The sequence below is a fragment of the Aeromonas aquatica genome, from assembly GCF_000764655.1.
In the GTDB taxonomy this organism is placed as follows: Bacteria; Pseudomonadota; Gammaproteobacteria; order Enterobacterales; family Aeromonadaceae; genus Aeromonas; species Aeromonas aquatica.
The window spans coordinates 1-19,454 of record NZ_JRGL01000015.1; the positions used below are offsets into that span (position 1 = coordinate 1).

19 protein-coding genes are annotated in these 19,454 nt (G+C 61.0%); 12 read left to right on the forward strand and 7 right to left on the reverse strand.

Annotation, left to right across the window (positions count from 1 at the left end; genetic code table 11):
- Positions 1-219: 219 nt before the first annotated feature.
- The 6 genes from LG30_RS0104440 to LG30_RS0104465 form a co-directional block, all read right to left on the reverse strand.
- The gene (locus tag LG30_RS0104440; RefSeq protein WP_033129513.1) at positions 220-858 is read right to left on the reverse strand and encodes a tetratricopeptide repeat protein; all 639 of its coding nucleotides are present in this window, start codon (positions 856-858) and stop codon (positions 220-222) included.
- 1 nt (position 859) lies between these two features.
- Complete coding sequence (locus tag LG30_RS0104445) at positions 860-1,705, reverse strand: SDR family oxidoreductase (RefSeq protein WP_033129514.1); 846 nt, start codon at positions 1,703-1,705, stop codon at positions 860-862.
- Positions 1,702-2,358 (reverse strand): iron-containing redox enzyme family protein, encoded by a 657-nt coding sequence (locus LG30_RS0104450; RefSeq protein WP_033129515.1) that lies wholly within the window; start codon positions 2,356-2,358, stop codon positions 1,702-1,704. The genes LG30_RS0104445 and LG30_RS0104450 overlap by 4 nt, the downstream gene beginning before the upstream one ends.
- Positions 2,355-3,821: an AMP-dependent synthetase/ligase gene (locus LG30_RS0104455; RefSeq protein WP_033129516.1), complete on the reverse strand. Its 1,467-nt coding sequence runs from the start codon at positions 3,819-3,821 to the stop codon at positions 2,355-2,357. Before LG30_RS0104455 ends, LG30_RS0104450 begins: the two co-directional genes overlap by 4 nt.
- Entirely contained in the window at positions 3,818-4,462 is a 645-nt protein-coding gene (locus LG30_RS0104460; RefSeq protein ID WP_033129517.1) for a thermostable hemolysin, read from the reverse strand. Before LG30_RS0104460 ends, LG30_RS0104455 begins: the two co-directional genes overlap by 4 nt.
- 1,105 nt (positions 4,463-5,567) lie before the next feature.
- Positions 5,568-5,936, reverse strand: a complete 369-nt coding sequence (locus tag LG30_RS0104465) for a VOC family protein (RefSeq protein ID WP_033129518.1) — start codon at positions 5,934-5,936, stop codon at positions 5,568-5,570.
- A 277-nt stretch (positions 5,937-6,213) separates the two neighbouring features.
- On the opposite strand from LG30_RS0104465, the gene LG30_RS0104470 reads away from it, so the two are divergent.
- The 5 genes from LG30_RS0104470 (at position 6,214) to LG30_RS22475 (ending at position 11,407) form a co-directional block, all read left to right on the forward strand.
- A complete protein-coding gene (locus LG30_RS0104470; protein WP_033129519.1) occupies positions 6,214-6,975 on the forward strand; it encodes a COG4705 family protein in 762 nt (253 codons plus the stop codon).
- Positions 6,976-7,478: 503 nt separating this feature from the next.
- Complete coding sequence (gene amt / locus LG30_RS0104480; RefSeq protein WP_033129521.1) at positions 7,479-8,903, forward strand: ammonium transporter; 1,425 nt, start codon at positions 7,479-7,481, stop codon at positions 8,901-8,903.
- A 254-nt stretch (positions 8,904-9,157) separates the two neighbouring features.
- Positions 9,158-10,507: a 23S rRNA (uracil(1939)-C(5))-methyltransferase RlmD gene (gene rlmD / locus LG30_RS0104485; RefSeq protein WP_033129522.1), complete on the forward strand. Its 1,350-nt coding sequence runs from the start codon at positions 9,158-9,160 to the stop codon at positions 10,505-10,507.
- A 128-nt stretch (positions 10,508-10,635) separates the two neighbouring features.
- Complete coding sequence (locus LG30_RS0104490) at positions 10,636-11,148, forward strand: GNAT family N-acetyltransferase (protein WP_033129523.1); 513 nt, start codon at positions 10,636-10,638, stop codon at positions 11,146-11,148.
- 82 nt (positions 11,149-11,230) lie between these two features.
- Positions 11,231-11,407 (forward strand): hypothetical protein, encoded by a 177-nt coding sequence (locus tag LG30_RS22475; protein WP_193354250.1) that lies wholly within the window; start codon positions 11,231-11,233, stop codon positions 11,405-11,407.
- On the opposite strand, the gene tppF is transcribed toward LG30_RS22475, so the two are convergent.
- Positions 11,376-11,990 (reverse strand): type IVa pilus pseudopilin TppF, encoded by a 615-nt coding sequence (gene tppF / locus LG30_RS0104495; RefSeq protein WP_033129524.1) that lies wholly within the window; start codon positions 11,988-11,990, stop codon positions 11,376-11,378. The two genes, LG30_RS22475 and tppF, sit on opposite strands and share 32 nt — an antisense overlap.
- 40 nt (positions 11,991-12,030) lie before the next feature.
- Between tppF and LG30_RS0104500 the strand changes: the two genes are divergently transcribed.
- The 7 genes from LG30_RS0104500 (at position 12,031) to deoD (ending at position 19,252) form a co-directional block, all read left to right on the forward strand.
- Complete coding sequence (locus LG30_RS0104500; RefSeq protein WP_033129525.1) at positions 12,031-12,819, forward strand: TatD family hydrolase; 789 nt, start codon at positions 12,031-12,033, stop codon at positions 12,817-12,819.
- 213 nt (positions 12,820-13,032) lie between these two features.
- Positions 13,033-14,307 carry a NupC/NupG family nucleoside CNT transporter gene (locus LG30_RS0104505; RefSeq protein ID WP_033129526.1) on the forward strand — a complete coding sequence of 425 codons (1,275 nt, stop codon included), beginning with the start codon at positions 13,033-13,035 and terminating at the stop codon, positions 14,305-14,307.
- 123 nt (positions 14,308-14,430) lie between these two features.
- A complete protein-coding gene (locus LG30_RS0104510; RefSeq protein ID WP_033129527.1) occupies positions 14,431-14,601 on the forward strand; it encodes a XapX domain-containing protein in 171 nt (56 codons plus the stop codon).
- A 390-nt stretch (positions 14,602-14,991) separates the two neighbouring features.
- The gene (gene deoC / locus LG30_RS0104515; RefSeq protein ID WP_033129528.1) at positions 14,992-15,765 is read left to right on the forward strand and encodes a deoxyribose-phosphate aldolase; all 774 of its coding nucleotides are present in this window, start codon (positions 14,992-14,994) and stop codon (positions 15,763-15,765) included.
- A 73-nt stretch (positions 15,766-15,838) separates the two neighbouring features.
- Positions 15,839-17,170: a thymidine phosphorylase gene (gene deoA / locus LG30_RS0104520; RefSeq protein WP_033129529.1), complete on the forward strand. Its 1,332-nt coding sequence runs from the start codon at positions 15,839-15,841 to the stop codon at positions 17,168-17,170.
- 14 nt (positions 17,171-17,184) lie between these two features.
- Positions 17,185-18,393, forward strand: coding sequence for a phosphopentomutase (locus LG30_RS0104525; protein ID WP_033129530.1), 1,209 nt, complete (start codon positions 17,185-17,187; stop codon positions 18,391-18,393).
- A gap of 145 nt (positions 18,394-18,538) precedes the next feature.
- Positions 18,539-19,252, forward strand: a complete 714-nt coding sequence (gene deoD, locus LG30_RS0104530) for a purine-nucleoside phosphorylase (RefSeq protein WP_033129531.1) — start codon at positions 18,539-18,541, stop codon at positions 19,250-19,252.
- The last annotated feature ends 202 nt before the right edge of the window (positions 19,253-19,454 follow it).

The window sequence follows — 19,454 nt, forward strand, 5'->3', positions numbered from 1 at the left end:
ACAGCAGGGTCAGCCAGTGTAGCGCTATGCTCAGGTTGCAATAGCGTTGTTTGGTATGTTGCAACATATTCTCATCCTTCTTTTCGATTCTGGACTCATAATGGCTCTGATGTCGTAGCCTGATCCTGCAGTGCCTGGCATCAGAACCTTTCCGAACACGTCACCCACTACCGAGCATGTGAACCTGCGGGCCACCACAATCATGCGTTCAGCTTGTATCTATAGCTTGGCGAGCCGCTCTCGAATCTCTGTTCGGCGTCCCTGATCCGCCAGCCCGCGGCCCGGGCGATCCGGGGCGGCCAGCGCCTTGTCGAAATAAGCCTTGGCTTCGGCCTTGCGGCCCTGATCGAGCAGGAAGTCGCCGTAGAAGAAGTTGGGATCGATGCCGCTCGGATTGATGGCCAACGCCTGCTTGAGCAACTGCTCGGCCTTATCGTCATCGCCAAATCCCACCGGCCAACCCGGCACCTGATAGTAGAGCGAGCCCAGGCTGGTGTAGGCGGAGCCTTCCAGCGCCTTGGGATCCTGCTTGATGGCTATTTCCAACGTGGCCTTGGCTTCTTTCACCAGGCTGAGGGCCCCCAGCCCCCCCTTGGCGCCGGCCCAGGTGCTCTTGACGATGGCTGACCAGATCAACAAGTCGGTGCGAAAAGCCTCCTTGGCACTGGCCTGCTCGGCCTGGCTGCTCAGTTGCTCCAGGCAGCTCTCCTTGGCCTTGCCGGTCTGCTGATATTGGCAAACAGCCCACTGCTGCTGGATGCTGGGCAGGGCGTCGGCAGCCTGAGCCAAGCCAGAGGCCAGGGCTAATAGGAGGAGAGCGCTGTGACCCAAACGGGGGCGGAAAGTGGTGTGCTTCATCTTAAGGTTCCTTCTCTGTCATGACGGCGGTGGGGTGGCCTTTGCCCGCGGCTGGCGGAGGCGAGTGGCGGGCGTAGCGCTCTATGATGACTCTTTGCTTGGCCAGCGCCTTGTCGACGAGGCCGGGCAGCAGTCCGTTGAGGCGCACAAACAGCTTCTCCGGCCAGCCGAGCCAGCTGCGGCGGGTTTCGTTGCACAGGGCGATGACGGCGGCCTCGGCCACGTCCTGCGGGCTGTCGGTTCGGGTGCCGAGCTCGGCGTTCATCTCATAGGCGGCTTCCGGGTTGAGACGAGTACGGGTGGCGCGGGGAGCGAAGTGCAGTACCTTGATACCGGTGCCTTCCAGCTCGCGACCCAGTGCCTCGCTGAAGCCGCGCAGGGCGAACTTGCTGGCACAATAGACGCTGTAACCCGCATAGCCGATAGCGCCAAAGCTGGAGCCTATGTTCATCACCACGGCGGGTTTGCGCAGCCTCGGCAGCAGGGCGCGGGTGAGCTGGATCGGGGCCTCTATGTTGAGCAATAGCTGGCGCTCCACCTGCTCGGCGCTCTGATCCTCCAGCCAGGCAAACTGGTTGCAGCCGGCGTTGTTGATCAGCACATCCAGCCCTTCATCCAGTGCCGGATGTTGCAGCAGTCGCGCCCGCTCCTGAGAGGAACCCAGATCGGCGATCACTATCTGGTGGTGCTCCGGATGGGGCAGAGCCTTGCACAGACGTTCCAGCGCACTGGCCCTGCGTCCGTGCAACAACAGGTGCGCACCCTGCGCCGCCAGCTCCTGGGCCAGCGCTTCGCCGATCCCGCCGCTGGCGCCCGTGAGCAGCACGAGTTTTCCTTCAAGCTTCATCGTTCGGATCCAGTGAGCTGATAGAGCATGTCGGCGTAGAGGCGGTAAACCACCTTGGCAGCGTGAATGATGGCGTCCTGGTCGGCGGTGTCTTCCACCCGGTTCATCAGGGATTCGAAGAACTTGAGATGATCCTGATCCAGCGCTCCGTGGGAACTCAGGTAGCTCATGGCCTGAGGCGGCAGACCGAGCCCGGTTTTCAACTGCTCGGCCACGGTCAGGGCGATGGCGACGCTGGTGCCTTCCAGCACCTGCACCATGCCGAAGAATCCCATGGGGTTGCCGCGCTGTATCTGGTCATAGAGAAACGCCACCATCAGCTCGATGGGCCGCCCCGGCTGGCCGTGGCGCACCGCCTCGGCATCACCACCGCAGGCGCGGATGTCATTGAGGATCCACTCTTGATGGCCGTACTCTTCGTCTATGTACTCCTTGATGGCCTCTCGTACCCACTCATACTCCTGCCCCAGCTTGCCGCCGGTGGCCATCAACAGCGGCACCGTGTGACGCACGTGGTAGTAAGCCTCTGCCAGGAAGGCGAGATACGTCTCTCGGCTGATATCGCCGCGGCGGCAGGCTTCGATGATGGGGGCGCGAAACAGATACTCACGCTCCTGGACGGTGGCTTGTTGCAGAGTCTGGTAGAAGCTCATGAGCGCTCTCCTGTGAGGCATTGGCTGATCTGTCGGGAAAAGTGGTGATAGATCCGTTCGCGACGAGGGCGACCGTTGGCGGTCAGCAGCTCCGGATGTTGATCCAGTGCCACCGGCAGCCAGTGGTGAATGCGGGCATAATCGGGCAAGCGCTGGTTGAGCTGCTCGATCTGTTGCGCCAGTTGGGCATCTGCGCCGGGCAGCGGCTGGATCAGCGCCACGTTGGCGGGCTGGCCATCACCGAAGACCACGATGCGGAGTATGGCCGGGCAGAGCTGGGCCTGTGCCTCGACCCATTCGGGGGAGAAGTTGCGGCCAAAGGCGGTGATCTGCAGGTTCTTCTTGCGCCCCGTGATGTGCAGGTAGCCCTGCTCATCCAGATGACCGAGATCGCCGGTGGCAATCTGGCTGGGGGGGGGCTCGTCCGTGCCCAGGTAGCCGAGCATGGCGGCCCCTTCCACCAGGATCTCGCCGTCGGCGGCGATCGCTATCCTGCAATGTGGCAGGGGCTGACCGACGCTGCCGAGGCGGTGTTCCTCCGGGCCATTGAGTGCCACGACGGAGCCGCATTCTGACAGCCCATAGCCTTCGTAGACTGGCATCCCCCGCTCGCGGGCGTGGCGGATCAGCTCGGGGGCGACCTTGCCCCCGCCCACGGCGATGAAGCGCAGGGTGGCGAGGCGCTCGGCGAGCGCCTCATTGACGCCGCACAGGGCGAGTAGCAAACGCAGCAACTCCGGCACCAACACCAGGCTGTGGGTGGGCCAGCGCAACAGGGCCAGAGCCAGGGTGGCGGGATCCAGCTTGCTGGAGCCTTCGAACCCCAACTCCTTGAGCGAGGGGATCTGGCTGCAGGCGCCGGTAAGCAAGGGCACATAGAGGCCGGTCAGATTCTCCAGCAGGGTGGTCAGCGGCAGCAGGGTCAGGTGTTTCTCGACCTGTGCGGGCGCGACGCGTCTTACCAGCGAATCGCAGACCGCCATCATCTGTTCAAAGGAGAGGCAGACCCCCTTGGGCTGCCCCGTGCTGCCAGAGGTGTAGGTGATCTTGGCGGTGCCGACTGGCAAGGAGGGCACCTGTGCCGGCTGCCTTCGCCACAGCGGCAGCTCGCCGGCCGACAGGGTCAGGGGCTCGCAGGCCTGCCATCCCTCATGCTCGGGTCCTACCAGGGCATCGGCCCCGCTGCTTGCCAGCAACCAGGCTTGTTGCTCCGGGCTGAAGAAATGTGGAACCGGGATGACCACGATCCCGGCCCGGGTGCAGGCCAGATCGATCAGTGCCCAGGGCAGGCCGTTGTCGAGTTGCAGCGCCAGCCGAGCGATGCCGGCCCGCTGCAGGCGTTCGGCAAGTGTCTGGATCTGTTGCCACAGCGCCTCATAGTTGAGGTGATGCTCGCTGCTGCTCAGGGCAGGGTTGTCGGGCCTATGGCGGGCAAAGTGGGCTATCTGGTCGAACAGCATCATAAGACGCTCCGGTGTGGGCAATTGAACAGGGACGGCATGGGTGACAGCAGGGAGAGCAGCAGGCTGCCCTGTGCCAATGTCTGGCGCCCTTGGCCGAGATCCCCGACCATCACCTTGGGCTGGCAGTGGTAATAGGCACCCCAGGCGCGGGCATCCTCTCCAACCCTGTCGGCGCGGGCTGGCGCCAGCTCGACCAGCTCAAGGCGCAGACGATGGAAGCTGTTGCGCAGCTTGACCGTGCCGGTGAACACCACGTAATCGAGAGCGTTGTCACACAGCAGACGGCACAGCGCCGCAAACATCAGGCGGGCATTGCCCGGTTCGCCGCAGGCCAGATTGCCCACCTCGACGATGCGATCCCGCCCGGCGCGGACTCCCAGTCGGGTCTCTATGGCCGCTTCGATGGATTGTTCCAGATATTGTTCCAGATAGAGGCGCTCATCGCTGGCCAGCTTGAGGCCACAGGCGCCGACCAGCATGCCGTCTGCTCGATAGAGGCCGAGCAGGCAGGGCATGAAATGGGGAATGCGGGCATCGAACTCACGGCTGTAGGCTGCCTGGATGTAAACCTGCAACGCCATGACCTGTTCCGGGGTATCGGCCAGGACTAACCGGTAAGGGGGTTGAATGTCAGTGGTCATGGATGGCTCCTTCTCGTCTGTTGCTATCAGACTAAAGGGGCAAACTTAAGAATCGGTTAAGAGTTAAAACCTTTATTTCCACTGACATTTTGATGCTCGTCTACACCACGTCACATCTTGACTGCGCAGCAGCGATACGCAGCTCGACTTTCAGCTAATTCGACGAGACAGGTAGCTGTGACATGTCCGAGTCCATGACATTGTCCGAGAAACCCTGACAGTACACTGTTCCGATAGCGGTAACTCCGCACATAACTCGACAGCATCCTACCAGGCCCTGCGCCACCACTGGCCGCCAACTTCGCGCCTATGCCGGCAGCAAGCCAAAGGAGTCATGGAGCGTTCCTGCCACGGCAGGTGGGGCAATGTGCTACAGCCACTGGATGAACCATCCCCCTTGGGCCAGCCACCTTCCCCTCTTACCGTCTGCGCAGTCCCCTCATGAGTGCGCACTACAAACTGCGCACTTTTCTGCGCACCGGAACTGCGCAAAACAAAACGCAACGGATAGCCCAATGTAGGATGCTCTAGGCGTGGCAAGGCCTGGGGAGGAGATGAGGGGTTTGAAGATTGCGCAATTGCGCAGAACGAAATACATCGGCGCGAACAACAACCATGGTGATCACAGCGCAAGGGAAGTGAGTGCAATATAGGGAAATGACTTCTGCCCAGTTTGCTCTTGGCGCTGACCCGACATTTCGGCGAGGCAGACCGGTACGCCGATCGATACACCTGTGGTCATGTCGGCCATGGCCTTAGCTGGGGACGGGGACCCGCGGACCGGTACGCCGGTGGAGACCGAAAGTGGGGTAGCTTACCTGGCCTATCCGGCACCTCATTTCCCCTAAACAGAGACAATCAGGGGAGGGGCTTAGTCCTGATATATACCGCATTGATCCGGAGATACAGAAGCCACCGTCACTGATGTGGGGGGATTTTGGGAGGTATAAGGAAAATTCACATCTAGTTTTTTACTGTAAAATCAGTGTGATAAATTCACGTTTCGAGAGAGACCCCGGCACCATTCAGATTCAGTGACAAAAGGCCATCCTCACGGATGGCCTTTTGTTTTGCTGCGCGTCGTATTTTTCTTTTCTTCGCAGGTCTAGTCGATGTTCTGGGCGATGCGCCACAGCACGCCGGACGGGTCATAGAGGCAGAAGTCCTTCATGCGCCACGGCTGGGTGACTATCTCGGTCACCCTGACGCCGTAGCGCGATGCGACCTGGCTGTCCTTCACGTGGGCCCACCAGGCTGCCACGTCCTCCACCAGTATGTGCATCATGAAGTGCTCGGCCAGGGCGTCATGGTAGTAGTCCTGCAGCAAGAAGCTCACCTCGCCGAAGTGGAAGTAGGCCACTCCGCCGCCATCGGAGGCCAGGGTGAACCCCAGATCCTGATAGAACTGCATGGAGAGCGCGAAGTCGCGGGCGGGCACGAAGGCCTTGATTTCAGTTACCTTGAGATTGGTCATGGGCTCCTCGTGGCGGGCGCAGGGTTAAAAGGCATAGTCGCGCCAGTATGACCCGAACGGCGGGACGTCAGCCAGATCCGGCGTGATGGCGCCCCTCATTTGGCGGTGCAGGGCGGCGGGACTGGCCCGACAGTGCCGGATGCTTGCCACCGGCACGGGGCGGCTGGCAGACATTCACGCTTGCGGGCTCGACGCCTCGTCCCCCGGCGCCCTTAACAGGCTGTTAAGTTTCCCAGCCCATAGTCTGCCCATACCAGAGGGTATCTCGGGAGGCAGCATGCAATATCGATCCGATTTTGTGACCACCCTGGCCAACAAGGTGCCGGAAGTGACCCTGATCTTCTGGATCATCAAGATGATGTCCACCACGGTCGGCGAGACGGCGGCGGATTATCTGATCTTCCAGCAGCATCTGGGGCTGACCCTGACGTCTGCCTTGATGGGCACTCTGCTGGTCGTGGTGCTCGCCCTGCAGATAAAGGCGGTGCGCTATGAGCCCTGGCGCTACTGGCTGGCAGTGGTGCTGGTCAGCATCTTCGGTACTCTGCTGACCGACAACCTGACCGATCGGGTCGGGATCCCGCTCTGGCTCTCGACCAGCGTCTTTACCCTGCTGCTGCTGGTCACTTTTGCCATTTGGTTTCGTCATGAAGGCACTCTTTCCATTAATTCTATAAATACCCTCAAGCGGGAGAAGTTCTACTGGCTCGCCATCCTGGTCACTTTTGCCCTCGGCACGGCGGCCGGTGACTGGGTGTCGGAGGGGATGGATATCGGCTATCTCAATGCGACCCTGTTGTTTGGCGGCCTGATCGCGCTGACGGCCGTGGCGCATAAGGTCTTCAGGATGAATACGGTGCTCAGCTTCTGGATTGCCTATGTGCTGACCCGGCCGCTGGGGGCGTCGGTGGGGGATCTGTTGTCACAGTCCGTCAAGCACGGGGGGCTGGGGTATGGGGTGACGACCGTCAGCGAGGCCTTCTTCGTGCTGATCCTCCTGCTGGTGGGTTACCTGACCCTGAGGCGACAGGCCGCGTAGACAGGGCCCATGATGCCGGGCCGAACGGTCCGGTAGCCCGTGGGGAAGCGCAGATCCGGCTTCCCCCTTCTTTCTGCCCTCCGCATCCCTTTATCCTGCTTTTCTGCCGCCAGGCGAGGGCCGCAGGCTTGCCCTGTTCACGGGCGTCTGCCCGTCGCGATCACCGCCATTCCCTCCTCGATTGTTCCCCCCTGTCCCATCTTGGTGCGCCCCGTCCTCGCTGCACAGCCGAAGTGCGATCCTGATCCTGTTTGTGGCCAGACTGCGCCATCATGGTGCGCAGTCACATTGTGATCACACCAAGATACTGAAAAATAAGGTTTATATTTTTTGGCCTGCTTTATGCTTTAAACCAGTCATGTCGCCATGATGATCCCTGCGGGGTCATACCGAGGGTTAGGGTGGGGCAATATTGATTTGATGATCAGGGTAAATAGCCAAGTTTGACATTCATATCAGGAAATGGACCCGGCCGGGTGCCGGGACGACAAGGAGAGGGCTGTATGTTCAAGAGACTCGTAATGACTGGCCTGCTGGCGCTGACTGCCACCATGGCCGCCCCCGGTTGGGCTGAAGAGGTGGCCGCGCAGGCCGGTGTGGTGCAGGCCGCGGCCGTGACCATCAACAAGGGCGACAACACCTGGTTGATGGTGGCGGCCACCCTGGTGATCCTGATGTCCATCCCGGGACTCGCCCTGTTCTACGGCGGCCTGGTGCGCGCCAAGAACATGCTGAGCGTGTTGATGCAGGTGTTCACCCTGTTCTGCCTCATCACCGTGCTGTGGGTGGTCTATGGTTACTCGCTGGCCTTCACCGAGGGGGGGGCCTTCTACGGATCCTTCGACAAGGTGCTGCTGATGGGGGTCACCCCTGAGTCTATTGGTGCCACCTTCAGCAAGGGCGTGGGGATCAGCGAGTTCATCTTCGTGGTGTTCCAGGGGGCCTTCGCCGCCATCACCTGTGGCCTCATCGTCGGCGGCTTCGCCGAGCGGATGAAGTTCTCCGCGGTGCTGCTGTTCGCGGTGATCTGGTTCACCTTCGCCTACATTCCGATGGCGCACATGGTGTGGTACTGGGCCGGTCCGGATGCCTACACGGACGCGGCAGCGGCCGAAGCCGCCGGTGCCACCGCCGGTTACCTGTTCCAGCACGGCGCCCTCGACTTTGCCGGCGGCACCGTGGTGCACATCAACGCGGCGGTCGCCGGTCTGGTCGGTGCCTTCATGGCGGGCAAACGGGTGGGTTACGGTCGTGATCCCATGACCCCCCACAGTCTGACCATGACCATGATAGGCGCGGCCCTGCTGTGGTTCGGCTGGTTCGGTTTCAACGCCGGCTCCGCGCTGGAAGCGAACGGCACCGCCGCCCTGGCGCTGATCAACACCTGGGTAGCGCCGGCCGCGGCCGCGCTCGCCTGGACCTTCGCCGAGTGGCTGATGAAGGGCCGTCCCTCCCTGCTGGGTGCCGTCTCCGGTGCGGTTGCGGGTCTGGTGGCCATCACGCCGGCCGCCGGTTTCGTCGGCGTCGGTGGTGCCCTCATCATCGGCCTGCTGAGCGGCGTCGCCGGTCTGTGGGGGGTGCACGGTCTCAAGCGCCTGCTGGGGGCCGATGACAGCCTGGATGTGTTCGGCCTGCACGGGGTGTGCGGGATCCTGGGCGCCGTGCTGACCGGGGTCTTCGCCAGCCCGGATCTGGGCGGTACCGGGGTCTGGGACTATGTGACCAACCAGGTGGCCGAGGGTTACTCCATCCTGACCCAAGTTAAAATCCAGGTCATCGGCGTGCTGGTGACCGTGGCCTGGACCGGCGTGGTCTCTGCCGTGGCCTACAAGCTGGTGGATCTGCTGATCGGCCTGCGGGTGAAGGAAGATGCCGAGCGGGAAGGGCTGGATGTCACCAGCCACGGCGAGAAAGCCTACAGCCTGTGATCCCATCGGCTTCCCGTTAACGAGTCTGCCGCCGGCCCTGTCCGGCGGCTTTTTTATGGCGGCCTGTATGAAAGGCGCGGGAAAACGGGCCCTTTGCACCCATCCTTTGTCCATGGGGCTACCCCTGCTATTTCGTTCTGACGGCGTTTTATGCCTGCATTTTGGGCGGATCTCCGCTAAACTCTGCCACCCTTTATTTGGGGTAGCCGGGTTAGCCCGCTTCCATCCTTTTATCTATGCCTTCGGAGCCGCTCATGCCGTTAGTGGGACACCAACATCAGATCGATATTCTGGAACTGACCGACAAAGGGGATGGCAAGGGACGCCTGTTCGATCGCCCCCTGTTTGTCGAGGGGCTGCTGCCCGGTGAGCAGGCGCTGGTCGAGCTGACCGAAGTCAAGCCGAACTACCTGCATGGCAAGCTGGTGGAGCTGACCCAGCCCTCCGCCGACCGGGTCCCCGATTTCTGCCCTAATACCGAGTGCGGTGGCTGCCAGGTCAGGCCGCTGGCCTATCCGGCTCAGCTCAATCTGAAGCAGGCGCTGGTGCAGAGCGCGCTGGATCAGGCCGGGCTGATGACTCAGGTCAACCCCATCCTCGGCATGGATAGCCCCTTCGCCTATCGCAACAAGGCGCAGTATGCGGTGCGCAGTAGCGCGGCTGGTGCCGAGATCGGTTTCTATCGCAAGCACTCCCACGATCTCATCACCGCCGACGACTGCGCGGTGCAGGACTCCCTGCACGTGGAGCTCAATGCCCGGGTACGCAACTGGATGCGCACGCACGAGATCGCGGCCTATGACGAGGTCAACCACAGCGGCTGCGTGCGCAACCTGATGACCCGCAAGGGCTTCAAGAGCGGCGAGCTGATGGTGGTACTGGTGACCCTGGGTGAAGAGCTACCATTCGAAGCCGAGCTGCTGGCGGTGCTGGCGGATCTGCCCATCACCACCCTGGTACAGAACGTCAATGACGAGCGCACCAACCGCATCCTGGGCGCGAGCAACCGGGTGCTGCTGGGGGAAGGCGTCATTCGCGACAAGATCCATGAACTCGCGTTCGAGATCTCTCCGCTCTCCTTCTTCCAGAACAACCCGAGCCAGACCGATGTGCTCTACTCCAAGGCACTCGACTACGCCGAGTTGACCGGCAACGAGACTGTGTTCGACATCTATTGCGGTATCGGCACCATCTCCCTGTTCCTGGCGAACAAGGCGGCGAAAGTGGTCGGCATCGAATCGGTGGAGAGCGCCATTGCCGACGCCCGTCGCAACGCGGCCCTCAATGGCATAGAGCACACCGAATTCCACGTGGGCAAGGCCGAGCAACTGATGCCCGAGCTGCATGCCCAGGGCGTGAGCGCCGATGTGGTGGTGATGGATCCGCCGCGCAAGGGTTGTGACAAGGCGGTGCTGCAGACCCTGGTGGCCATGGCGCCGCGCCGGCTGGTCTATGTCTCCTGCAACCCGCAGACCCTGGCCCGTGATCTGGCCTACTTGGTCAAGCAGGGCTTCGTGCTGGACGAGGTGCAGCCGGTGGACATGTTCCCCCACTCCATGCACGTGGAGGCGGTTGCCCGCCTGAGCCTGCCAGCCAAGGGTTGATGGATCTCCTGACGGGCATGTCCCTCAGGAATAAATGGAATTAGCCAGATGGCTCTGATAAAAACGACTCCAAATGGAGTCGTTTTTTTATGGCCGCCAAGGGGTAGCTGACTGGCAGGGAGCCTGATATGAGCATTCGTTTGGCCGGGGTGGAGGACGCCGCGGCGCTGGATCACTTTTTTCAACAGCTGGATCGGGAGACGCGTTTCATGCTGTTCGAGGCGGGGGAGCGCCCATCCGATATCGAGGGGCAGCGCCAGCGTCTGGCCGCCATGCAGGCCAGTGCCAATCAGCGCATGTGGCTGTTGACCTTGGCCGACGAGGTGCAGGGTTTTGCGCTGATGATCGGAGGCGGCTTGTTGCGCAATCGACACTGCGCCCTGATCGTGATGGGGCTGCGCCAGGGCACGCGGGGCCAGGGCTGGGGTGAGCGTTTGCTACGTACCCTGATCGCCGCCGCGCCGGGTTGTGGCATCAGCCGGCTGGAGTTGGGAGTGATGGCTCATAACGAGGCGGCTCATGGGCTCTATCGCAAGTGCGGCTTTATCGACGAAGGCATCCGGCGCAACGCCTATCGACTGGATGATCGCGATGTCGACGAGATCAGCATGGGCCTGCTGTTGCCGCAGGGGAAATCATGAGGTGGTGGGCCGCTGATACCGGGTCGACGATTGTTACCGGTGCTGGCGATGATAAGGCCCTTATCGGAACAAGGAGCGGATCATGAGAGGTGTGTTGCTGCGTTGGCTGGCTCGCTACGATGCCTGGTGTCAGGAGTGGGGGCTGGTGCCTGAGAACCGGCGCTGCTGCGCACCGGTGCGTTATGACGAGGATGAGCAAGAGGCGACGACGGAGGATGAGCCGCCTCTCAGCGGAAGTTGCGAGTCACGGCGCCGCTGACGCTGTTGTAGTCAAAGCCCAGCCCATCCGGATAAGTGGGCAAACGGCCGATGGAGTCCCGCAAGATATAGCGGCAGTTGTCGTGGCGCAGTTGGCCATTGGCCTGTCCATCGACAGGGATCAGGTGGGAGACATAGTCGCTGTCCGCGTCGGCGTGGAGCTCATCGGCGGCGGTCTGGTCGGTATCGAGCAGGCCGCCGAACAGGCTCTCGCAGTCATCCCGGCTACTGACGGAGATCTGATCGCTGTCGCCCCCCGGGAAGACGGTATCCGGCCCCTGGCCGCCCTGATCTTCCTTGGTGCCCACCGGCCAGCCGTGGCTGTTGATATCGAGATCCTGCTTGCCCATGCCGCTAAAGTTATAGAGTGCCAGCGGCTCTCCCCTCACCTTGACGGCCCAGCCCGCATGGGCCAGCTGGACGGCGCTGGAAAAACTGCCCGCAGTTGCCGACACGCTGCTCTTGAGGGCATCGTCCTTGATGTTGATGAAACGGGGCAGGGCGGTGACCGCCAGGATCCCCAGCACTATGATGACCAGCACCAGCTCTATCAGGGTAAAGCCGTGAGAAATGCGTTTTGACATGGAATGAACCCATTAAGTACGACAAACAGGTAAGCGTGATATGAAACTGATCGATACCCACTGCCACCTCGATTTTCCGGTCTTTGAGCCCGACAGGGAGGCGCTGCTGGCCCAGTGGCGTCAATTGGGAGTGGGCGAGTATATCATCCCCGCCGTGGGAGAGGAAAACTGGACTCGCGTGATCTCATTGGCCGAGCGCCATGCTGGCATCGCCTATGGTCTGGGCATTCATCCCTGGTATGTGGGGACGCAAGTGCCTGACGTGCTGGCGCGGCTGCACGGCTTGCTGGCGAGCAGGCCTCGGGGCTTGGTGGCCATCGGCGAGTGCGGACTGGACCTGCGCAGCCAGGTGCCGCAGGAGGGGCAGCTCGCGCTGTTCGAGGCACAGATCAAACTGGCCATGGAGTTCGAGTTACCGCTCATCGTCCACTCGGTGCGAGCCAACGACACGGTTGCCAAGATCCTGCGGCGCTTTAAACCGGCCGCTGGCGGCGTGATCCACGCCTTCAGCGGTTCCCTGCATCAGGCCGAGGTGTTCTGGCAGCTTGGGTTCAGGCTGGGCATAGGTGGCGTCATCAGCTATGAGCGGGCCAACAAGACTAGGGAGGCGATCCGCGACATGCCGCTGGAGGCGCTGCTGCTGGAAACCGACGCCCCCGACATGCCGCTGCAAGGGCGGCAAGGGGAGCCCAATACCCCCGCCAGCCTGCCCGTGATCGCGCAACTCTTGGCCGAATTGCGGCGGCAGCCGCTGGAGGATGTTATTTCGGTGTTGCATGAATCCACTTTGCGGGCCTTCCCGCGCATGGAGCGTGAAATTAACAGTTGATTAACTGTTGATATCGCAGTGATAAAAAACAGGACCCATAAAAATCGTTTGCGGTCTAATTAAACGATGGCCGGCCCTTTTCAGCCTTATAAAATGTGACCAGCATTCTACTTTGTCGCACCGTAATTAGTATAATGCGGACCCTTGATTAACGGCTTTAAGATACAAAACGTTAACAAGCTGGAAGGTGCTACATAAGAGGAAATATTAATAATGAATCTGATAATGGGTCTGGTAGGGATGGTGACGCTCATCCTTATCGCGGTGCTGTTCTCCAGTAATCGCAAAGCAATTAAAATTCGCACCGTTGGCGGTGCCTTTGCCATTCAAGCCGGTTTGGGCGCCTTCGTGCTCTACGTCCCTGTCGGTCGGGATATTCTGGTCGGCGTATCTGATGCTGTTTCCAGCGTCATCGGTTATGGCCACAACGGTATCGAATTCCTGTTCGGTGGACTGGTCAGCAACAAGATGTTTGAAGTCTTCGGTGGCGGTGGCTTCATCTTCGCCTTCCGTGTGCTGCCCGTCATCATCTTCTTCTCCTCCCTGATCGCGGTTCTCTATTATCTGGGCATCATGCAGTGGGTGATCAAGCTGCTGGGTGGTGGTCTGCAAAAGGTACTGGGTACCTCCCGTACCGAATCCCTGTCTGCGACCGCCAACATCTTCGTCGGCCAGACGGAAGCCCCGCTGGTGGTGCGTCCCTTCATCGGCAAGATGACCGATTCCGAGCTGTTTGCCGTCATGTGTGGTGGCCTGGCCTCCGTCGCCGGCTCTGTGCTGGCCGGTTACGCCTCCATGGGCGTCAAGATGGAATACCTGATCGCAGCCTCCTTCATGGCCGCGCCGGGTGGTCTGCTGTTCGCCAAGCTGCTGGTACCGGAAACCGAGACCCCCAACTATGACGAGAGTGCTGCCGATGGCGAGCTGGACGACAAGCCGGCCAACGTGATCGATGCCGCCGCCGCCGGTGCCTCTGCCGGTCTGCAACTGGCCCTGAACGTGGGCGCCATGCTGCTGGCCTTCATCGGTCTGATTGCCATGATCAACGGTCTCTTCGCCGGTGTAGGTGGCTGGTTCGGTTATCCGCAGCTCTCTCTGGAACTGCTGCTGGGTTGGTTGTTCTCCCCGCTGGCTTTCCTCATCGGTGTGCCCTGGAGCGAAGCCGTGGTGGCGGGTTCCTTCATCGGCCAGAAGCTGGTGGTGAACGAGTTCGTGGCTTACCTGAACTTTGCCCCCTATCTGAAGGATGAGGTGCTGATCAACGGCGTGGTCATGTCTGACCACACCAAGGCCATCATCTCCTTCGCCCTGTGCGGTTTCGCCAACCTGTCCTCCGTTGCCATCCTGCTGGGTGGTCTGGGCTCCATGGCGCCAAATCGTCGCGGCACCATCGCCAGGTTCGGTCTGAAGGCCGTGCTGGCAGGCTCTCTGTCCAACCTGATGTCTGCCACCATCGCAGGCTTCTTCCTGGCATTGACAGCCATGTAGTATTTGCCTGACAGTCAGGTAAAGACGAACGCCACAGCATAAAGCTGTGGCGTTCGCGTTTGAGGCGGTGACAACCGTTTGCGTTTCTAGACTAATAATAAAATGAGTCAAATCGGAGGTTATATGAATGAAGTGCTACTGGCGATGGCAGCCGGCTTTATCGTTGGCTTGTTGTTTTCTTTCCTCAAATTGCCTATTCCGGCACCTCCCGTGCTGTCAGGGGTAATGGGGATTGTGGGGGTGTATCTGGGGGGGATTGCCTACTCCTGGATCCTGACCCGCTTTTTCTCTTAAGCACTTTCCAGTACCGGATTTGCCAGATGTGAGGTACCTCTGAAAATGGCAAATCCGGCTTGCAAACACGGGGTATCTCGGCTGAAATAGGCGATGCCAGCAGGGTGCTGGCATTGACTAATACCCACATGAAGTGGGTGTTGGCGGTCAAATGGAATTGATTGGGAAGTCGGGTCAGCGGTTGTCGGCCTTTCTCAAGTCTTCATGGAACCAAGTCCGCACTTTTGTAAGAAAGTGACAGGGCTCTTGCCTTATTTGCAGCCGTATTGCCTGTGCATTTGCGCTGTAATTCCATATCCCCTTTATCCGGGATCTTCTCTTGCCGATCCTGCGTGCTCGGCGAAGACGGATCACGGGTTGTGGGAATCATCGAGACTTTGGAGACATAGCATGACCGATCTGAAACTGGCCGCCCAACGCGCCCTGAACCTGATGGACCTGACCACCCTGAACGATGACGACACCGATCAGAAGGTCATCGATCTGTGCCGCAAGGCCAAGTCCCCGGCCGGCCTCACCGCCGCCGTCTGCATCTATCCCCGCTTCATCCCCATCGCACGCAAGACCCTGCGTGACATCGGCGCCGCCGACGTGCGCATCGCCACCGTGACCAACTTCCCCCACGGCAACGACGACATCGAGATCGCCGTGGCCGAGACCCGCGCCGCCGTGGCTTACGGTGCCGACGAGGTGGACGTGGTATTCCCCTACCGCGCCTTCATGGCCGGCAATGAACAGGTCGGCTTCGATCTGGTCAAAGCTTGTAAGGAAGCCTGCGGTACGCAAGCCCTGCTGAAGGTGATCATCGAGACAGGTGAACTGAAGGAAGAGACCCTGATCCGTCGCGCCTCCGAGATCAGCATCGATGCCGGTGCCGACTTCATCAAGACCTCCACCGGCAAGGTGCCGGTGAATGCGACCCCGGAAGCGGCCCGCATCATGATGGAAGTGATCAAGGCCAAGAACCCGAAAGTCGGCTTCAAGCCGGCCGGTGGTGTGAAGGATGCGGCCGTGGCCGGTCAGTACCTCGCCATGGCCGAAGAGATCCTGGGCAAGGACTGGGTTTCCCCGCGCACCTTCCGCTTTGGTGCATCCAGCCTGCTGGCCAGCCTGCTGGCGACCCTGGGCCACGGCGACAAGCCGGCCAATATCAGCGGTTACTAAGCGGTGGCAGGGGACGGCATGCCGTCCCCTATTTCGGTCTGTGTTCGTGCATGACGCACGGAGGGAATGAAAGATGTTTTTGCCTCAAGAAATTATTCGCAAGAAGCGCAACGGTGAAGCGCTCAGTACCCAAGAGATTCAATTCTTCGTCCAGGGCATTACCAACAACACCATAGGCGAAGGCCAGATAGCGGCCCTGGCCATGGCGGTCTACTTCAAGGACATGACCATGGATGAGCGGGTGGCCCTGACCTGCGCCATGCGCGACTCCGGTATGGTGCTGACCTGGGATCACCTGAACCTGGGTGGCCCCATCGTCGACAAGCACTCCACCGGCGGTGTGGGTGACGTGGTTTCCCTGATGCTCGGCCCCATGGTCGCCGCCTGCGGTGGCTTCGTGCCCATGATCTCTGGCCGTGGCCTGGGCCACACCGGCGGTACCCTGGACAAGCTCGATGCCATCCCCGGCTACCAGACCTCGGTCGACAACGATCGCTTCCTGAAGGTGGTGAAAGAAGCGGGTGTGGCCATCATCGGTCAGACCGGCGATCTCGCACCCGCCGACAAGCGCATCTATGCGGTCCGTGACATCACGGCCACCGTCGAATCCATCGCCATGATCACCGGCTCCATCCTCTCCAAGAAGCTCGCCTCCGGGCTCGAAGCGCTGGTGATGGACGTCAAGGTGGGCTCAGGCGCCTTCATGCCGACCTTCGAGGCCTCCGAAGAACTGGCGAAGAGCATAGTGGCGGTGGCCAACGGTGCCGGCTGCCGCACCTCTGCTCTGCTGACCGACATGAACCAGGTGCTGGCCTCCAGCGCCGGCAACGCGGTAGAAGTGCGCGAGGCGGTACGCTACCTGACCGGTGAATATCGCAACCCGCGTATCCACGAAGTGACCATGGCGCTCTGTGCCGAGATGCTGATCTCCGCCAACCTGGCGAGCGATGAACACGACGCCCGTGCCAAGCTGCAGGCGGTGCTGGACAACGGCAAGGCCGCCGAGATCTTCGGTCGCATGGTCACCGGTCTCGGTGGCCCCGCCGACTTCATGGAGCGTTACGACAGCTACCTGCCCAAGGCCGGCATAGTGCGCCCCGTGTATGCGGCGCAGACCGGTTTCGTGACCGCCATGGATACCCGCGAACTGGGCCTGGCGGTGGTCGCCATGGGCGGTGGTCGCCGCGCCGCCGGAGACAAACTCGATTATGCGGTCGGTCTGACCGACTTTATCCGCCTGGGGCAGAGCGTCGAGGCTGACAAGCCGCTCGCGTTGATCCACGCTCAGACAGAAGCTCAATTTGCCGAGGCCGCCCGCATGGTGCAGGCGGCTGTCAAGATCGGTGACTCCCGACCAGAGGCACTGCCCGAGGTTTACCGTCGCATCGGTCTGGCCGATTTGTAACAAGGGGAAGACCCATGAAACGTACCTTTATTCTGATGATGGACTCCTTCGGTATTGGCGCTGCCGCCGATGCCGAGAAGTTCGGAGATGTGGGCGCCAACACCCTTGGCCATATCGCCAAGGCCTGCGCCGCCGGTGAGATTGAAGGCCGTGGCGCCCTCAACCTGCCCAACCTCAACAAGCTGGGTCTGGGCCACGCAGGGGAGCAGGCTTCCGGCTACTTCCCGGCAGGCTTGAAGAAAGATATCGAGGTAGTCGGTGCCTATGGCTTTGCCCAGGAGCTCTCCTCCGGCAAGGACACCCCGTCCGGTCACTGGGAGATCGCCGGTGTGCCCGTCCTGTTCGAGTGGGGCTACTTCCACGATCACCACAACAGCTTCCCGCAGGAGCTGCTGGACGCCATCGTCGAGAAGGCGGGCCTGCCGGGTTACCTCGGCAACTGCCACGCCTCCGGCACCCAGGTGCTTGATGACTTGGGTGAGGAGCATATGCGGACCGGCAAGCCGATCCTCTACACCTCCGCCGACTCCGTGTTCCAGATCGCCTGCCACGAAGAGACCTATGGCCTCGAGAAGCTGTATGAGCTGTGCCACATAGTGCGCGAGCTGCTGGAGCCCTACAACATCGGTCGGGTCATCGCCCGTCCGTTCGTGGGCACTGGCAAGGGCAACTTCAAGCGCACCGGCAACCGTCACGACTACTCCGTACTGCCGCCGGCACCGACCGTGCTGGACTACATGAAGGACGCGGGTGGCCAGGTGGTCTCCATCGGCAAGATCGCCGACATCTATGCCAACCAGGGCATCACCAAGCAGGTGAAGGGCACCGGTCTGACTGAGCTGTGGGATCGCACCCTGGAAGAGGTGAAGGCCGCTGGTGACAACACCATCGTCTTCACCAACTTCGTCGACTTCGACTCCTCCTACGGCCACCGCCGTGATGTGAAGGGTTACGCCGACGCGCTGGAGTACTTCGACTCCCGTCTGCCCGAGCTGTTCGAGATACTGCAAGATGGCGATGTGGTGGTGCTGACCGCCGACCACGGTTGCGATCCGACCTGGAACGGTACCGATCACACCCGTGAGTACATTCCGGTGCTGTTCTACGGCAAGCCGGTCAAGGCTGGCTCCGTCGGTCGTCGCGAGACCTTCGCCGACATCGGCCAGAGCATAGCGGCCTACCACGGTCTGCCCAAGCTGCAATACGGTACCAGCTTCCTGTGATCGCGATCCCGGGCGGGATGTTGCATGACCTGCCCGGGTTGCAGCACGGTACCGGCTTCCGGTAAGTTACCCGCCCGCCGCCGCGAGGCAGCGGGCAAACCAATAAAGACAATAAAACTCAACCTAGTGTGAAGGAATTAAGAGAATGGCAACTCCTCATATCAATGCGAAAGATGGCGCCTTTGCTGACACAGTACTGATGCCGGGCGACCCCCTGCGTGCCAAGTACATCGCCGAGACCTTCCTGGAGAACGTCGAGCAGGTGTGTGACGTGCGCAGCATGCTCGGCTTCACCGGTACCTACAAGGGTCGCCGCATCTCCGTCATGGGTCACGGCATGGGCATCCCGTCCTGCTCCATCTACACCAAAGAGCTGATCACCGACTACGGCGTCAAGACCATCATCCGTGTGGGCTCCTGCGGTGCCGTGCGTGAAGACGTGAAGCTGCGTGATGTGGTGATCGGCATGGGTGCCTGCACCGACTCCAAGGTCAACCGTCTGCGCTTCAAGGATCACGACTTCGCCGCCATCGCCGACTTCGATCTGGTCGCCAATGCCGTGCAAGCCGCCAAGAACAAGGGCGTTGCCGTGCGCGTGGGCAACCTCTTCTCGGCCGATCTGTTCTACACCCCGGATCCCTCCATGTTCGATGTCATGGAAAAATACGGCATCCTGGGTGTCGAGATGGAAGCCGCCGGTATCTACGGCGTGGCCGCCGAGTACGGTGCCAAGGCGCTGACCATCTGTACCGTTTCCGACCATATCCGTACCGGTGAGCAGACCACCGCCGAAGAGCGTCAGCTGACCTTCAACGACATGATCGAAATCGCACTGGACTCCGTGCTGCTGGGCGACTGATCCCGCGGCTTCGGCTCCATGCAAAACGGCGACCTTGGGTCGCCGTTTTTTTATGCCTCATTTGGGAAGAAAGCCCAGAGGGCTAGGTGTGCTATCTATTCTTTCGGGCCGCCCACCACGAGATTAACACCATGAAACGAATGCATATTCTGATTCCGAACATCGCGTGGGCCCGCGACGCGGTGTTGAATGGATTCGCATT

Excerpts from the sequence above, each read along its gene's own strand:
- LG30_RS0104440 (WP_033129513.1), bottom strand. The coding sequence starts at position 858 with ATGAAGCACACCACTTTCCGCCCCCGTTTGGGTCACAGCGCTCTCCTC.
- LG30_RS0104445 (WP_033129514.1), bottom strand. The coding sequence starts at position 1,705 with ATGAAGCTTGAAGGAAAACTCGTGCTGCTCACGGGCGCCAGCGGCGGG.
- LG30_RS0104450 (WP_033129515.1), bottom strand. The coding sequence starts at position 2,358 with ATGAGCTTCTACCAGACTCTGCAACAAGCCACCGTCCAGGAGCGTGAG.
- LG30_RS0104455 (WP_033129516.1), bottom strand. The coding sequence starts at position 3,821 with ATGATGCTGTTCGACCAGATAGCCCACTTTGCCCGCCATAGGCCCGAC.
- LG30_RS0104460 (WP_033129517.1), bottom strand. The coding sequence starts at position 4,462 with ATGACCACTGACATTCAACCCCCTTACCGGTTAGTCCTGGCCGATACC.
- LG30_RS0104465 (WP_033129518.1), bottom strand. The coding sequence starts at position 5,936 with ATGACCAATCTCAAGGTAACTGAAATCAAGGCCTTCGTGCCCGCCCGC.
- LG30_RS0104470 (WP_033129519.1), top strand. The coding sequence starts at position 6,214 with ATGCAATATCGATCCGATTTTGTGACCACCCTGGCCAACAAGGTGCCG.
- amt (WP_033129521.1), top strand. The coding sequence starts at position 7,479 with ATGTTCAAGAGACTCGTAATGACTGGCCTGCTGGCGCTGACTGCCACC.
- rlmD (WP_033129522.1), top strand. The coding sequence starts at position 9,158 with ATGCCGTTAGTGGGACACCAACATCAGATCGATATTCTGGAACTGACC.
- LG30_RS0104490 (WP_033129523.1), top strand. The coding sequence starts at position 10,636 with ATGAGCATTCGTTTGGCCGGGGTGGAGGACGCCGCGGCGCTGGATCAC.
- LG30_RS22475 (WP_193354250.1), top strand. The coding sequence starts at position 11,231 with ATGAGAGGTGTGTTGCTGCGTTGGCTGGCTCGCTACGATGCCTGGTGT.
- tppF (WP_033129524.1), bottom strand. The coding sequence starts at position 11,990 with ATGTCAAAACGCATTTCTCACGGCTTTACCCTGATAGAGCTGGTGCTG.
- LG30_RS0104500 (WP_033129525.1), top strand. The coding sequence starts at position 12,031 with ATGAAACTGATCGATACCCACTGCCACCTCGATTTTCCGGTCTTTGAG.
- LG30_RS0104505 (WP_033129526.1), top strand. The coding sequence starts at position 13,033 with ATGAATCTGATAATGGGTCTGGTAGGGATGGTGACGCTCATCCTTATC.
- LG30_RS0104510 (WP_033129527.1), top strand. The coding sequence starts at position 14,431 with ATGAATGAAGTGCTACTGGCGATGGCAGCCGGCTTTATCGTTGGCTTG.
- deoC (WP_033129528.1), top strand. The coding sequence starts at position 14,992 with ATGACCGATCTGAAACTGGCCGCCCAACGCGCCCTGAACCTGATGGAC.
- deoA (WP_033129529.1), top strand. The coding sequence starts at position 15,839 with ATGTTTTTGCCTCAAGAAATTATTCGCAAGAAGCGCAACGGTGAAGCG.
- LG30_RS0104525 (WP_033129530.1), top strand. The coding sequence starts at position 17,185 with ATGAAACGTACCTTTATTCTGATGATGGACTCCTTCGGTATTGGCGCT.
- deoD (WP_033129531.1), top strand. The coding sequence starts at position 18,539 with ATGGCAACTCCTCATATCAATGCGAAAGATGGCGCCTTTGCTGACACA.